Below are 14,122 nucleotides of genomic sequence, written 5' to 3' on the forward strand. Positions count from 1 at the left end.
TTACTCCACGTCGCCGGCCGCACGCGCCGCGCTCATGCCGTCGCCGCCGAAGCGCGCGCGCAGCTTGCGGCCGAGCGAATCGAAGCCGAGGTAGATCACGGGCGTCGTGAAGAGCGTGAGCAACTGCGACACGATCAACCCGCCGACGATCGCGATGCCGAGCGGATGGCGCAGCTCCGAACCCGCGCCCCAGCCGAGCATCAGCGGCAGCGCGCCGAGCAGCGCGGCCATCGTCGTCATCAGAATCGGGCGGAAGCGCAACAGACACGCCTGAAAAATCGCCTCGCGCGGCGGCTTGCCTTGCTCGCGTTCGGCTTCGAGCGCGAAGTCGATCATCATGATCGCGTTCTTCTTCACGATGCCGATCAAAAGCACGATGCCAATGATCCCGATGATGTCCAGATCGTGCCCGGTGATTATCAGCGAGAGCAGCGCGCCGACGCCGGCCGAAGGCAGCGTCGAGAGAATGGTGATCGGGTGGATGAAGCTCTCGTACAGCACGCCGAGCACGATATACATCGTCACGATGGCCGCGAGAATCAGGAACAGTTCGTTGGACAGCGACGCCTGGAACGCGAGCGCCGCGCCCTGATAGCGGATCTGGAACGATGCCGGCAAGCCGATCTCGTTCTTCGCTTCTTCGATGGCCTTCACCGCCGCGCCGAGCGACGCGCCCTTCGCGAGATTGAACGAGACGGTCGTCGCCGGAAACTGCCCGAGGTGCGTGACGAGCAAAGGCGCGGCGCGTTCGTGGAACTTGGCGATGGCCGAGAGCGGCACCTGTCCGTTCGTCGCGGTGGAAGAGGGCAGATAGATGCCGTTGAGCGTCTCGCTGTAATGCGCGTCCGTCGGCTCGCTTTCCAGAATCACACGGTACTGGTTCGACTGCGTGAAGATGGTCGAAATGATGCGTTGGCCGAACGCGTCGTACAGCGCGTTGTCCACGGTCGCCGGCGTGATGCCGAAGCGCGCCGCCGTTTCGCGGTCGATTTCGACATACACCGATTGGCCGTTCTGCTGAAGATCGGTGGCGACATCCGTCAGGATCGACGTATGTTGCAGCCGGTCGACGAGCTTCGGCACCCATTGCGCGAACTCGGAAGGATTCGGGTCCGTCAACATGAACTGATACTGCGTCGGGCTGACCGTGGAGTCGATCGTCAAATCCTGCACCGGCTGCATGTAGAGCTTGATGCTCGGAATGTCCGCCACTTCGTTCTGAATCGAGCGGATGATTTCGCTCGAACTGTTGCTGCGGTCGTCGCGCGGCTTCAGGTTGATCAGCATGCGGCCGCTGTTGAGCGTGATATTCGTGCCGTCCACGCCGATGAACGAGGTGAGACTCTCGACGTCCGGGTTCTGCAGAATCTTCGCCGCGAGCGCTTGCTGCTGTTCCGCGACCGCCTGATACGACGCCGCCTGCGGCGCCTGCGTGATCGCCTGAATCACGCCTGTGTCCTGCGTCGGGAAGAAGCCCTTCGGAATGAAAACGTACAGCACGCCGGTCAGCACGAGCGTGAGCAGCGCGACCACGAGCGTCGAACGCTGCCGGTCGAGCACCCATTCGAGCGCCACCGCATAGCGGCCGATGACGTAATCGATGAACTGATGCGCGCGCGCCTCGAATCGCTTGCTGTCCTTCGGCGGCGTATGGCGCAGCAGTTTCGCGCACATCATCGGCACCAACGTGAGCGACACGATCGCCGAAATCACGATGGTCACCGCGAGCGTGATCGCGAATTCATGGAAGAGCCGCCCGACGACATCGCCCATGAAGAGCAGCGGAATCAGCACCGCGATGAGCGACACCGTGAGCGAAATGATCGTGAAGCCGATCTGCCGCGAGCCTTTCAGCGCCGCTTCGAGCGGAGATTCGCCTTCCTCCACGTAACGCGCGATGTTCTCGATCATCACGATGGCGTCGTCCACGACGAAGCCTGTCGCGATGGTGAGCGCCATCAGCGAAAGGTTGTCGAGCGAGAAGCCGCACAGGTACATGACCGCGAGCGTGCCGACGAGCGAGAGCGGCACCGACAGGCTCGGAATGATGGTCGCGTAGACGTTCGCGAGGAAGAGATAAATGACGAGCACGACCAGCACGACGGACAGGGCGAGCTCGAACTGCACGTCGCGCACGGAGGCGCGAATGGTCGTGGTGCGGTCGGTGACCACGCGCACGTCGAGCGCGGCCGGCAGCGACTGCTGCAACTGCGGCAGCAGCTTCTTGATGCCGTCCACCACCTGAATGACGTTCGCGCCCGGCTGACGTTGCACGTTGAGAATGATGGCGGGCGTCGAATCGACCCACGCGCCGAGCTTCGTGTTCTCCGGTCCCTGCACGATGGTCGCGACGTCCGTCAGCATCACCGGCCGCCCGTTCCGGTACGCGACGACCGCGCTCTTGTACGCGTTCGCGTCGGTGAGCTGATCGTTCGCGTTGATGGTGTAGGCGCGCGTCGGGCCGTCGAAATTGCCCTTCGGCGTGTTGACGTTGAGGTTCGAGATCGTGGTGCGCAGATCGTCGATATTAAGCCCGTACGAGGCGAGCGCGCGCGTATTGGCCTGAATGCGCACGGCCGGCCGGTTGCCGCCGCTCACCGACACGAGGCCCACGCCCGCGACCTGCGAGATCTTCTGCCCGAGCCGCGTGTCCGCGAGATCCTGCACCTGCGTGAGCGGCAGCGTCTTGGAACTGATCGCGAGCGTCATGATCGGCGCGTCGGCGGGATTGACCTTTGCGTAGATCGGCGGGGCGGGGAGGTCGGACGGCAGCAGATTGCCCGCCGCATTGATGGCGGCCTGGACTTCCTGCTCGGCGATATCAAGCGGCAAGTCGAGGCTGAACTGCAATGTGATGACCGATGCCCCCGCGGAACTCTGCGACGACATCTGGTTCAGGCTCGCCATCTGCCCGAACTGCTTTTCGAGCGGCGCGGTGACGCTGGACGTCATCACGTCCGGCGACGCGCCGGGGTAGAAGGTCTGCACCTGAATAGTCGGATAGTCGACGGCGGGCAGCGCGGACAGCGGCAAAAAGCGCAGCGCGACGAGACCGACGAGCATGATCGCCGCCATCAGCAGCGCCGTGCCGACCGGTCGCAGGATAAATATGCGGGAGGGATTCATGCGCGAGGCTTAGAGTTCACTGCTGCTGTTGCTGACGGCGATGATGCCCGCCGTGCTGCGCGCCCGATGCGCCCGAAGCCGCCGCAGCAGCCGATGCGCCCGATGCCCCCGACGCGGCCTTGGCGCGTTCGGCCGGAATCGTGATCTTCGCGCCTTCCTTCAGGCGGTCGGAGCCGTCGATCACCACGCGCTCGCCCACTTGCAGGCCGGACTTGATGCTCGTGCGCTCGCCATCGACCGGGCCGGTTTTCACGTTGCGCACGGTCACCGTATTGTCCGGCTTCACGACGTACACGAAGGAACCGGACGAGCCGTTGAGCACCGCCGAAGTCGGCACGATGGTCGCGTTCTTGATGACGTCGACGAGCAGCTTCGTGTTCACGAACTGATTCGGGAAGAGCCGGTTTTCCTTGTTGTCGAAGGTGGCGCGCAGCTTCACGGTGCCCGTGGCCGTGTCGATCTGGTTGTCGACGGTTTCGAGATAGCCGGATTCGATCGCCGTGGTGTTCGCGCGGTCATAGGCCGTCGCCGACATTTTCACGCCCGCGCGCAGCGGCTTCATGATCGCGGAGAGGTTGTCCTCGGAAGTCGTGAAGATCACGCTGATCGGCTGCAACTGCGTGATGACGACGACGCCATTGGTGTCGCCCGTCGTCACGTAGTTGCCCGGATCGACCTGACGCAAGCCCACGCGCCCGGAGACCGGCGCGGTAATGCGCGCGTAGGCGAGGTCGAGCTTGTACGTGTCGACGTTGGCCTGATCCGACTTCACCGCGCCTTCGTACTGCTTGACGAGGGAGGCCTGCGTGTCCACCTGCTGCTTGGCGATGGAGTCCTGCGAGAGCAGCGTCTGATACCGCTGCAAGTCGAGCCGCGCGGTTTGCAGCAGCGCCTGATCGCGGGCGAGCGTGCCTTGCGCGTTACGCAGCGAAATCTCGTAGGGACGCGGGTCGATTTGCGCGAGCAGATCGCCCTTCTTGACCATCTGGCCTTCGCGGAACGCCACTTCCATCAGCGTGCCGTTGAGCTGCGTCTTCACGGTGACGTTCGCGAGCGGCGTGACCGTGCCGAGCGCATTGATGACGACCGGCATCTCGCCTTGCGACACGGTCGCCACGTGCACCGGCTGAGGCTGGTTCATCGCATTCGCGCCGCCGCGCCGTCCGCCCTGACTCGCCTGCTGCGGCGAACCCGCTGTGCCGCCGCGATTCCACGGATGCCACCACGCGACCGCTCCCGCGACGATCAGGACGGCCACGACGAGCGGCACGAGACGGCGGCGGCGTGGCGCGGCGGTGGTGACGGGCGGGGCAGTCGGAGTGGGATCGGCGGGGCGCGCGGGCGTCGTGCGCGGCTCGGCGGGAGGGTTCTTTCGGTCGTCCATCGTGTGGTGGCTGGGTGTTTCCAAGTCTGTCATACGGGGCGCGGATGGGCGGCATCTCGCGATGCGGTCGGGGGAGAGCCGGGGAAAGGCGGCGGGCGCGGCCCGCGCGTGCCAGGCTGGACAGAGCCTGAGTCAGAGGTCCGGCGCGGCCCCGGTGCGCGCGAAGCATGATGCTACGTCGCGCGCCCATGCCCGTCCACCGGGCTTTCTTTCGGATAATTACGAGCGTTACACGCGTCGGCAAAGGCCCGGACGCGTGCGGCAGAGCGCGTAAGTTTAATGGCTTACGGCAGATGGCGCGGCGCCCGCCGTGCCGCCGATCTCGCGCGCGATCTGCGCGACGCAATCGAGCAGCGCGGGCACCACGCTCGTGATCAGGGTCTCGTGCGGACACTGATGCGCCGCGCCGCCGCAGTTGACCGAATAACGCTCCTCCGACGGCCCGACGAAGCCCGCGGCCACCGCATTTAGCCCGTGATGCCATTCCCCGAGCGAAATCGCGAAACCACGGCGGCGCGCGTCGTCGAGGCCGCGCTGCAAGCCGCCGGAGATGCTCGGCCAGTCGTCGCCGGATGCCGTCTGTAGGCTGCCGATCAGCGCCTGCTGGTCGGCGTCCGACAGAACGGAGAGATACGCGCGCCCGACCGCCGTGCGGCTCAGGTCCATTCGGCCGCCTACTTCGAGTCGCGAGACGAGCACGGCCGAGCGTGGCCGGATGGCGTCGATGACGACCATTTCGAGCCGGTCGCGCACGGCCAGATGCACGCTGAGTCCGGTCCGTTCGGCTAGCGCGATCAGAAACGGCCGCGCTCGCGCCCGGATGTCGAAGTTGCGCAAGAAGCCGTTGCTGAGCTCCAGTACGGACGCCGTCAGGACGAAGCGCTCGCTGTCGGGCAGACGCAGCAGCAGTCCCGCGCCGACGAGCGTGGCCGTGATCCGCGATACGGTAGGTTTAGGAATGCCGGTCCATTCGGTCAGTTCGCGGTTGCTGACCGGGGCATCCGCAGCGGCAATGCGGCGCAACACATCGAGACCGCGCGCAAGGGCGGTGACTTCGTCGCTATCCCTGTCTTTCGTTTTGGTTCGGCTCGACGACCGGTCGCTCATCGTGGGCATCTTTTTTTGTGAAACATCGTTTCGAATGCTGAGTGGAACATTCCATTCAGGCGACGCCTGAAGCTTGCAAGCGATGCAAGGCCCGATGATAAGCCGCACGCGCCGAGTCGGTGTAATCGGAACCGATTCCGAAAGACATCGTTGGGCAGATGCCCGGACGCTGAAATTTTGCTTGACTTGAGCAGTGATCCCGGAAAAAATGGAATCCGATTTCGAAAGGACTGGGCGATGTGCGCGACCGCTTTCCGCTCTAGGCTTCGATCACAGTCTCTCAGGTTCTAGCACGGCCCTCGGAATGGCTAGAACTTTTAAGGCGCTACGGAAACGTGGCGCCTTTTTTTTCGTCGAGTGCTTTTGAGCCAGTTCGGCCCGAATATACGCCGAAAACGTATGGAGTGTTTATTGAATTCGCGCGACAGGCGAGCGCGGCGTCAGAACGCGCCGCGCGGAGACGTCAGTGCAGTTCGGTGAACACGCGGCGTTGCCGGAGCAACAGCTTGCCGCGCACGATCCAGTACAGGCTCGCTGCCAGCAGCGCCGAGGCGACGCCCATCACGAGGAGCGGGGATACGCGTTCGGGCGCGGGCTGGCTCGTTGCGACGACCAGCGCGGCGAAGAAAGCGCCGCCCGCCTGATAGTACGAGCGTTTCGCGAGAATGCGACGCATGCGATGCGTGGTGAAACGGGAGACGGGGGCGCGCGTGAAGGGTTCGAAGAGCATCAACCCAGCGACGAGGGCGATGGCGAGGTTCATGTAAATCATGGCGGGGTTTCGGTGGGAGGGGCGAGACTGCGGCGAATATAGACCGGACCGAACGATGCCAAAAGCAGAAGTGTCCTAAATGTAGAGGAAACATTCTATTGAGCGTCTCTGCGTCGCAGTGAAGCCACCGCAGTTCGCTTGCAATGCAAGCTTTCGCGAGTTGCCGGGTTCGAGGCGTATGATGAGCCCGCGTTTCGGGATGCGCCCGAATCTCAGCACGAAGCAGGAGGCAGGACCATGAAGCCCAACTCGATGACTCCGGTCGCGCGTATCGCATTCGCGCTCGCCGTGCTCGGCGTGCTCGCCGCATGCGAGAAGCACGACGCCGCCGCCGGCCAGGCTGCGAACGCCTACAACAATCTTGCGAGTCAGACGACGCAGAAGCTCGATCAGGCGGCGAGCTACGTCGGCCAGAAGGTCGACGCGGCAAAGCAGTCGGCACAACAGAGTTTCGATCACGCCGGCTCCGCGCCGGACTTGTCCGCGAGCAGCGTGGCCGCGTCGGCGCGCGCCAATTTGCAGAGCGCGGCAAGCGCGACGAACGCCGCCATCGCCGATGCCGCGAGCGCAACCGGCGCGGGTTTGCAGACGGCGGGCCGCAAGCTGCAGGAGTGGTCGGCCAAGGACGGCGGTGCATCGGGCACGCAGGCGTCGGGTTCCGACTCGGCGAGCGATGCCGGCACGCGCACGGACATGGACAAATAAGCGGCCGGTCGAATAGGCGCGCTTAACATTCGGTTACCTCGACAGTGCGCGGCGCGCGCAAGTCAGCCGCTAAACTGGCGGTCTTTCGGAAATCGAGACCGTTATGAAACTACGCAAGCTCGCGGATCGCGGCGCGCTAGCGTTTGTCGCGATATCCCGGATCTCCGCCTTCGCGCTGCGGCGCGGCGTACAGCAGGCGGGCATCCCCGGAATCCGTGCGATATCGTTCCTGACGACGCTCATCCTCATCGCGCTGTTCTCGCTGACGATTCCCGCCGCAGAAGCCGCCCCGGCGCTCGACCTGCCGTCGCTCCAGGAACTGATCGCGCCGCCAGCGCCGGCAGCGTCAGCCGACGCCGCATCGGGCGCATCCGCGTCCGTTCCCTCCGATGCCGACATGGTGCGCTCGCTCGACACCGTCATTTCGACGCTAGACAGCGACCGTCAGCGCAGCGCGCTGGTTGCGCAACTGAAGAAGCTGCGCGACGCCAAGCGCGCAGCCGAAGCCGCCGCGCCGCCGACCGCAGCCGCCGCCGCCACGCAGCCGGCATCGACGGACGCTGCCGCGCCGTCGCCGACCACGCCGCCGATCGCCACGACCAACGCCGCCTCATCCGTGGTGGCCGCCATCGCGCAGAACGCCGGTTTGCTCGGCGCGATCGCGTCGGCGCTCACGAGCATCGAGGCGGACGTGAAGCGCGGCAAGACGCCGGTCGCGTACTGGAGCGGGCGCTTCAACGCCGCGGGCAACGAGCTCTTCACCATCGTCACGAGCCAGAGCCGCGAGCCGTTCGGCCGCACGCTCTTCAATTACTTCGCGACGCTCGCGGGCTGGGGCGCGTGTGCGTTTCTGCTCGTAAGCCTGCAGCGCCGCATGCACAGGCGCTACGGCATCGAAGCCGGGCTGCATTCGAATCCGACCACGCGCGAGCTGCTTCTCTTCACGATGCGGCGCGTGGCGCCCTATGTCTTCGCGTTCGTCGCGGCGCTAACGTTCGTGCACATGATGCCGCAGTCGCTCGGCCGCACGCTCGCGATGGTCACCGCCTACGCGATCGTCGCGGGCGCGGTGTTCTCGGCGATCTGTCTCATCATGTTCTCGCTGTTCGGGTCGGCGCACCGGCGTGTCGCGGTGAACGTGCTGATCGTTCACGCGCGGCGGCTCTTGTTCGCTATCGGCACGTTCGGCGCGCTCGGCGATGCTGCGGCCAATTACGACGTCGCCCAGCAATTCGGCACGAATCTGTCGGCGCTCATTTCGACCTTCGCGAACATGGTCGCGGCCGGCCTCACCGCGTATTTCGCGCTCGCTTTCCAGCGGCCCGTCGCGCATCTGATCCGCAGCCGCACCTACGAGCAGCGCAACACCCGCAAGGCCGCGACCGAAACGTTCGAGGTGGTCGCGTCGTTGTGGCAAGTGCCGCTGTTGCTGCTCGCGTGCGCGTCGGTGGTGGCGACGCTCGCGGGCATCGGCACGTCCGAGAACGTGCTGCAAATGGCGATCGCCACGGCCGGCTTGCTCGTCGTCGCGTTCTTCCTCTCGGCCATCGTCATTCGCATCACACGGCCCAAATCGCGCAGGCCGCGCCGCCAGTCGGCGTATGTCCGGCGGCTCGTGAAGTTCGTCGGCACGATGATCGTCGTCGGCATATGGCTCGCGTTCCTCGAAGTCTCGTCGCGCTTCTGGGGCTTCTCGCTCGCGCAGATGGCCGAGCGCAGCGTGGCGGCGCGCGGCATCACGCACGCGGTCAGCATGATCGTGCTGACGTTCTTCGTCGTATGGCTCGTGTGGATTCTGATCGACACGGGCATTCAGGAGGCGCTCAAGCCCGATTCCGCGCGGCGCAGCGGACGCGGGCCGAGCATGCGCGCGCGCACCATGCTGCCGTTGTTGCGCAACGTCGTGTTCGTCGTGCTCTTTCTGGTCGCGGCGATCGTCACGGCGGCCAATCTCGGGCTGAACGTGACGCCGCTGCTCGCCGGTGCGGGCGTGATCGGTCTTGCGGTCGGCTTCGGCGCGCAATCGCTGGTGGCGGATCTCATCACGGGGCTTTTCATCATCATCGAAGACACCATTTCGGTCGGCGACTCGATCGAAGTGGAAGGCGGTCACGCGGGCATCGTCGAGAGCCTGACGATACGCACGGTGCGGCTGCGCGACGGGCAAGGCGCCATTCACGCCATTCCGTTTTCGCAGATCAAGACGGTGAAGAACCTGTCGCGCGACTTCGCGTACGCGGTGTTCGAAGTGCGCGTGCCGTTCTCGGCGGACGTGGACGAAGTGACGGAGATGATTCGCGAGGTCGGCGCCGAGCTCATGGATGATCTGCGCTATCGGCGGGAGATGCTGGGTCCGGTCGAAGTTTGGGGACTGGACCGTTTCGATCCGAACTGGATGGTCGTGAAAGGGCAGATCAAGACGCGGCCGCTTCTGCAATGGAGCGTCGCGCGCGCGTTCAACTTGCGCATCAAGCGGAAAATGGACGCAGCGGGCATGGAGATTCCCGTGCCGCAAATGCAGGTGCAGATGGCGCAGCGCGGCGGGCACGATGCGGGCGATGCGGCCCACGCGGCAAAGGCCAAGCGCATCTGGCTGGACGACGAGCCACCGCTCGCCGACGCGGAGTCGGGCCCGGCGGCGACGGTCAAGGCCGTGGACGTATCGCACGAGCCGCGGCCCGCGCCGCCCGCCACCGATCTCTCGGTGCCGATTCCGCCGCAGATCACGACGGCGCCCGAGCCCGGCAAAGGCTGAGTCGACCGGGTCGCTCAGGCGGCGAGAAGATCGTTGACGTGCGTGGCGATATGCTCGCCGGCCACGCCGTAGATGTGGATCGATACGGCGCGCGTTGCCGCGTCGGCGGGATTGCAGAGCTGATGAATCGCGCCGCGTCCCGCGTCCGCATACGACACGGCGCCCGCTTCGCGCGGATGCCGGCGCGTCTCGACGGCGCGATGCGTGTTCGCGTCCCAGCGATACTGCGTCTCAGCGAGCGCGCCGTCGGTGACCGCGTAACCGCACCATGTCCGATGCGCGTGCACGGGGCTCGACTGCCCCGGCTCCCAGACGAGCGCGGCGATCGCGTAACGGCCGAGCGGATCGGCGGCGAGCAGATGACGCTGGTAGCCCTGCGGACTGCCGGCGCGCTGATCGGCACGCAGAAGCGCCGGATCGGCGATCGCCCGGGAAAGCGCCGCATGCACGCGCACGCCGAACGACATGCCGCCATCGGCTTGCGCCGCATCGAGCGCGGCGTCGATTTCGCGACAGAGGCGGCTGACGGAGGCATTCCGGTCAGCCGGGAAATGCGCGCTGCGTTGAGTGGCGAGTTCGAGTTTCATGGTGACCTGCTTGCCGGTGATGTCGATCACGAATTTATACCGGCTTGCATCCGGAAACGGTTTCCATATAATTCCGCTCGGAGAAGCAAAAATAGAAAATTTTCCTATCGGGGGTGCAGTATGGGAATGGACCTCATCGACCGCAAGCTGCTCGAACTGCTGCAAGGCGACGTGACGATGCCTATCGCGGAACTGGCGTCGCGGGTGAATCTGTCGCAGACGCCGTGCTGGAAGCGGGTGCAGCGTCTGAAGGAGACCGGCGTGATTCGCGCGCAGGTCGCGCTGTGCGACCCGAAGAAGCTCGGCGTCGGCACGACGGTGTTCGTCGCGGTGCGCACGAATCAGCACACGCAAAGCTGGGCCGACGAATTCACGCGTGCCGTGCGCGATATCCCGGAAGTGGTCGAGGTGTATCGAATGAGCGGGGAGACGGATTACTTGCTGCGCGTGGTGGTATCCGACATCGACGATTACGACCGCGTCTACAAGCAGCTCATTCGCGCGGTGCCGCTCTACGATGTCAGTTCGAGCTTCGCGATGGAGCAGATCAAGTACTCGACGGCGCTGCCGGTGCGGCCCGCCGCCGACGCCTGACCGCGTCGCATAGAAACGCGCAAAGAAAAGCCGCCCGGGGAGGGCGGCGCAACACGTCCGGTCACTAGGTATTCCGGTCTTGCCCCTTCAAGCCCTCGCCGGAATCGGACGCGCATGGAATCGCGTCGAGTATGGTCGTTCAGGCTCGCCTCTTACAAGTTGGGCGATGCAGCAGTGAATTTCGCGGGCCTCGTTCGCGCAGCGAAATGACCGCGGCCGGTCCACATCCGATTCGCAATCCAACTGAAAAGCAGTGCGGGTACGATGCTGGCTTTATCTCGATAATCGCAACGAGCCGCTGCGCCCGCCATGACCGACAACCCTCGCCAAGATCGCCCGAACCTCCCACGCAAGAAGAATCCGACCTTGGGCATCACCGTGTTTATCGTGGCCGTGGTGCTGCTCGTGATCTTCACGCTGCTCTTCAACGCGATCCGCGACAAGCGCGAGTTCGACGAGCACAACGCGCCGCCCGCCGCCGCGAGCGACGCGCGTCCGGCGCTGCCGGCCACCGGCGCCTCGCAGTAAGCGTTCGCGATCACGCGGGCAGATGAATCTGCGTCGCGTCCTTGCGGATGAGCGCCGACGCCGTGAGCATCTGCTTGCATTGATGCGCGAGCAGTTTCAAATCCTGAATGGCATCGGCGGGCAGACTCTGCGCGCGTTCCGCTGCGGCGACCATGGAATCCAGATCACGGCGGAGCGCCTTGATCGCATCGGGCGATGCAGCGCCGTCTTCTTCCGAGACGACCGCCTGCGCTTCCGACAAGTTGTCCCGCACGACGGCGAACGCGCGCTGCACCGGTTCGAATGACTGGCCGTCGGCACCGTTGAGCGACTGTAGGAGCGGCGCGGCCGCCGTGATCTGCGACGCGAGCACGTGGCTTTGCACGAGCAGATCGTTGAGTTCGGCGACGTAGCGTTGCTGTGCCTTGGGCTCCAGCATCATGCGCTGGAAAGCCTGCGCGAGGTTGGCGAAGGCGACGTGCACGTTCTTGCGCGCGAGCCGATAGCCGTAGTCGCGATCGAGCGCGGACGCGACGACCGTCGCGGCGGCCGATGCGCCCTTGCTTGCCGTGGCAGCCGTGCTCTCGCCGATGCCCGCCGACGACAGTCGCTCGGCCGTCGCGCTCGCGGCCTTGATCGCGCTGGCCGCGACGGCTTCGGCTTCGGCCGTCGCGGTGGCTTCCGCTGGCTCGCTGGCCGCTTCGGCGGACACGGACACCGGCTGCATCGACGAGGCGAACGCGGCGCGCGCCTGACCGTCGGCAAAGACGGCGCTCGGCGCGCTCGAAGCGGTTGCCGTGGCCGCCGCGCGCGCCGCGCCCGCTGCCGCCTTCGCCTTCCAGCCCCAGCTGGCTTCCAGGTAATTCCGCGTCGCGGCCAGCAGGTCCTTCACGAGCTTGCCCATCAGCCGATATTCCCAGTACGGGAACAGGTGGCTCGCCGCGATGGCGATCGCGCAGCCGACGACGGTATCGATGGCCCGCTCGCCGATCAGCCGCAAGCTGCCCGGCGCGAGCAGGTGAAACATCAGCAACACGTAGCTGGACGTGAACACGACGCTGCCCGCGTAATTGAAAAGCAGCAGGCTGTAGCTCATCACCATCGACGCGAACATGGCGACCAGCAGAATATGCGGGTCCTTCACGAGCAGAATGAGCGCGATGGTGACCGCGCAGCCGATCGCCGTGCCGATGATCCGCTGCGTGTTGCGCTGCTTGGTGAGCGAATAGCCGGGCTTCAGGATGATGACCGTGGTCATCACGATCCAGTACGCATTGGTGAGCGGCAAGAGCCTGCCGAGCCAGAAGCCGACGCCCACCGCGATGGTCACGCGCAGCGCATGGCGAAAGCTCGGCGATGCCATCGTCAGGTTCGAGAAGATCTGCCTGAACGGCACACGCCGGCTGGAGATGAATCGCGAGAGCGCGTGGTCGATCTGCAATTCGGTTTCGGTCGGGCTCGCGTCGTCGCGCGTGCGGCGGCGCATCTTGTCGATGAGGCGCGTCGCGCTCCAGAGCCGCCGGAACACTGCTGCCGCCGCGGCATACGCTTCGGGATTCTTCTCCGGCAGCGCGTGCTTGCGCATGAGTTCCAGTTCGTACTCGATCGCGCGCAGTTCGGCCTTCGTGCTGATCTGCTTCGGCGCCGGACGGTTCTGCAGCACCGCGAGCCCGATCTCCTGCAAGTCCTCGCCCGCCTTGCGCATCAGGTCGCGATAGAACACGAGCACGTCCGAGCCCGCGAACGTCTTGCGCACGAGCGGATAGTCCGTGTGCGCGCCGACGAAAAACTCGTGCAGATCCACGATGTTGATGAACAGATTGAATAGTCGCGCGCGCCGCGCATCCAGCTTGCCGCTTTTCACCTTCGGCAGATTGCGCAGCACGATGTCGCGCGCGCCTTCCTGCTGCTCGACTGCCGCGATCTGCTTTTCGATCAGCTTTCTGTAGCACTCGTCGAGATCGGCGTCGTTGTCATAGAACTCGGCGCGCGCCTGAAGGTATTCCGCGCAACTGAAGATGCTCTGCGCGAGCGCCTGCCGCTCGATCCGATAGACGAGCAGATGCGACACGAGCGTGGCCCAGTACGTGTACCAGAGCCCGCCCAGCAGAATCCACGACGCGTTGATGAGCGCCTGCATCGGCGTGAAATGCTCTTCCAGCGTCACGATCATCATGAAGAGCGTGGCGAAGCTGATCTGCGGCCAGCGGTTGCCGTAGACCACGATCAGCGAGAGCACGAACGTGAGCGGCACCACGGTCAGCCAGAGTGTGAGCGGATTCGCCGTCGCGATGCCGGTGGCAAGGGCCGAGAAGAAGCCGATGAACGTGCACGCCAGCATCTCGTTGTGCTTGTGCTTGAGCGGGCCGGGCATGTCGACGACGCATGCGCCGAGCGCGCCCGTCGCGATGGTGAAGCCGAGCTCCCGGTTGTGAAACACCGTGAGCATGAGCACTGCGGGCAGCGAGATGCCGAGCGCGCAGCGCAAGCCGCCAAAGAAGTACTGGCTGTAGATGAACTTCCTGATTTCGAACGAGTAACGCATCGACTTCCTGTGTGGACGCTCGGGGGCGGGCAACGGCGTT

At 65.1% G+C, this 14,122-nt stretch carries 10 protein-coding genes; 4 read left to right on the plus strand and 6 right to left on the minus strand.

Features of this window, described 5'->3' with window-relative positions:
- The 4 genes from NCR34_RS05270 to NCR34_RS05285 all read right to left on the minus strand — a co-directional run bounded on the left by NCR34_RS05270 (position 1) and on the right by NCR34_RS05285 (position 6,389).
- A complete protein-coding gene (locus NCR34_RS05270; RefSeq protein ID WP_248321780.1) occupies positions 1–3,126 on the minus strand; it encodes an MdtB/MuxB family multidrug efflux RND transporter permease subunit in 3,126 nt (1,041 codons plus the stop codon).
- 16 nt (positions 3,127–3,142) lie between these two features.
- The gene (locus NCR34_RS05275) at positions 3,143–4,510 is read right to left on the minus strand and encodes an MdtA/MuxA family multidrug efflux RND transporter periplasmic adaptor subunit (RefSeq protein WP_250499205.1); all 1,368 of its coding nucleotides are present in this window, start codon (positions 4,508–4,510) and stop codon (positions 3,143–3,145) included.
- A gap of 276 nt (positions 4,511–4,786) precedes the next feature.
- On the minus strand, positions 4,787–5,626 hold the full coding sequence (locus NCR34_RS05280) for an IclR family transcriptional regulator (protein ID WP_250499206.1): 840 nt from the start codon (positions 5,624–5,626) through the stop codon (positions 4,787–4,789).
- Between the two features lie 454 nt (positions 5,627–6,080).
- A complete protein-coding gene (locus tag NCR34_RS05285; RefSeq protein WP_206467890.1) occupies positions 6,081–6,389 on the minus strand; it encodes a hypothetical protein in 309 nt (102 codons plus the stop codon).
- Between the two features lie 237 nt (positions 6,390–6,626).
- On the opposite strand from NCR34_RS05285, the gene NCR34_RS05290 reads away from it, so the two are divergent.
- Both NCR34_RS05290 and NCR34_RS05295 read left to right on the plus strand, forming a co-directional pair.
- The gene (locus NCR34_RS05290; protein WP_248321786.1) at positions 6,627–7,094 is read left to right on the plus strand and encodes a BCAL1086 family glycoprotein; all 468 of its coding nucleotides are present in this window, start codon (positions 6,627–6,629) and stop codon (positions 7,092–7,094) included.
- Positions 7,095–7,197: 103 nt separating this feature from the next.
- Positions 7,198–9,849, plus strand: a complete 2,652-nt coding sequence (locus NCR34_RS05295; RefSeq protein WP_248321788.1) for a mechanosensitive ion channel family protein — start codon at positions 7,198–7,200, stop codon at positions 9,847–9,849.
- Positions 9,850–9,863: 14 nt separating this feature from the next.
- Here NCR34_RS05295 and NCR34_RS05300 read toward each other — a convergent pair whose 3' ends face one another.
- Positions 9,864–10,466: a cysteine dioxygenase family protein gene (locus NCR34_RS05300; RefSeq protein ID WP_250499207.1), complete on the minus strand. Its 603-nt coding sequence runs from the start codon at positions 10,464–10,466 to the stop codon at positions 9,864–9,866.
- A gap of 90 nt (positions 10,467–10,556) precedes the next feature.
- On the opposite strand from NCR34_RS05300, the gene NCR34_RS05305 reads away from it, so the two are divergent.
- On the plus strand, positions 10,557–11,030 hold the full coding sequence (locus NCR34_RS05305) for an Lrp/AsnC family transcriptional regulator (protein ID WP_502800043.1): 474 nt from the start codon (positions 10,557–10,559) through the stop codon (positions 11,028–11,030).
- Positions 11,031–11,339: 309 nt separating this feature from the next.
- Positions 11,340–11,558, plus strand: a complete 219-nt coding sequence (locus tag NCR34_RS05310) for a hypothetical protein (RefSeq protein WP_248321792.1) — start codon at positions 11,340–11,342, stop codon at positions 11,556–11,558.
- Between the two features lie 10 nt (positions 11,559–11,568).
- Here NCR34_RS05310 and NCR34_RS05315 read toward each other — a convergent pair whose 3' ends face one another.
- On the minus strand, positions 11,569–14,082 hold the full coding sequence (locus NCR34_RS05315) for an FUSC family membrane protein (RefSeq protein ID WP_250499208.1): 2,514 nt from the start codon (positions 14,080–14,082) through the stop codon (positions 11,569–11,571).
- Positions 14,083–14,122 lie beyond the last annotated feature (40 nt).

This window comes from Caballeronia sp. GAWG1-5s-s (assembly GCF_023631445.1).
In the GTDB taxonomy this organism is placed as follows: domain Bacteria; phylum Pseudomonadota; class Gammaproteobacteria; order Burkholderiales; family Burkholderiaceae; genus Caballeronia.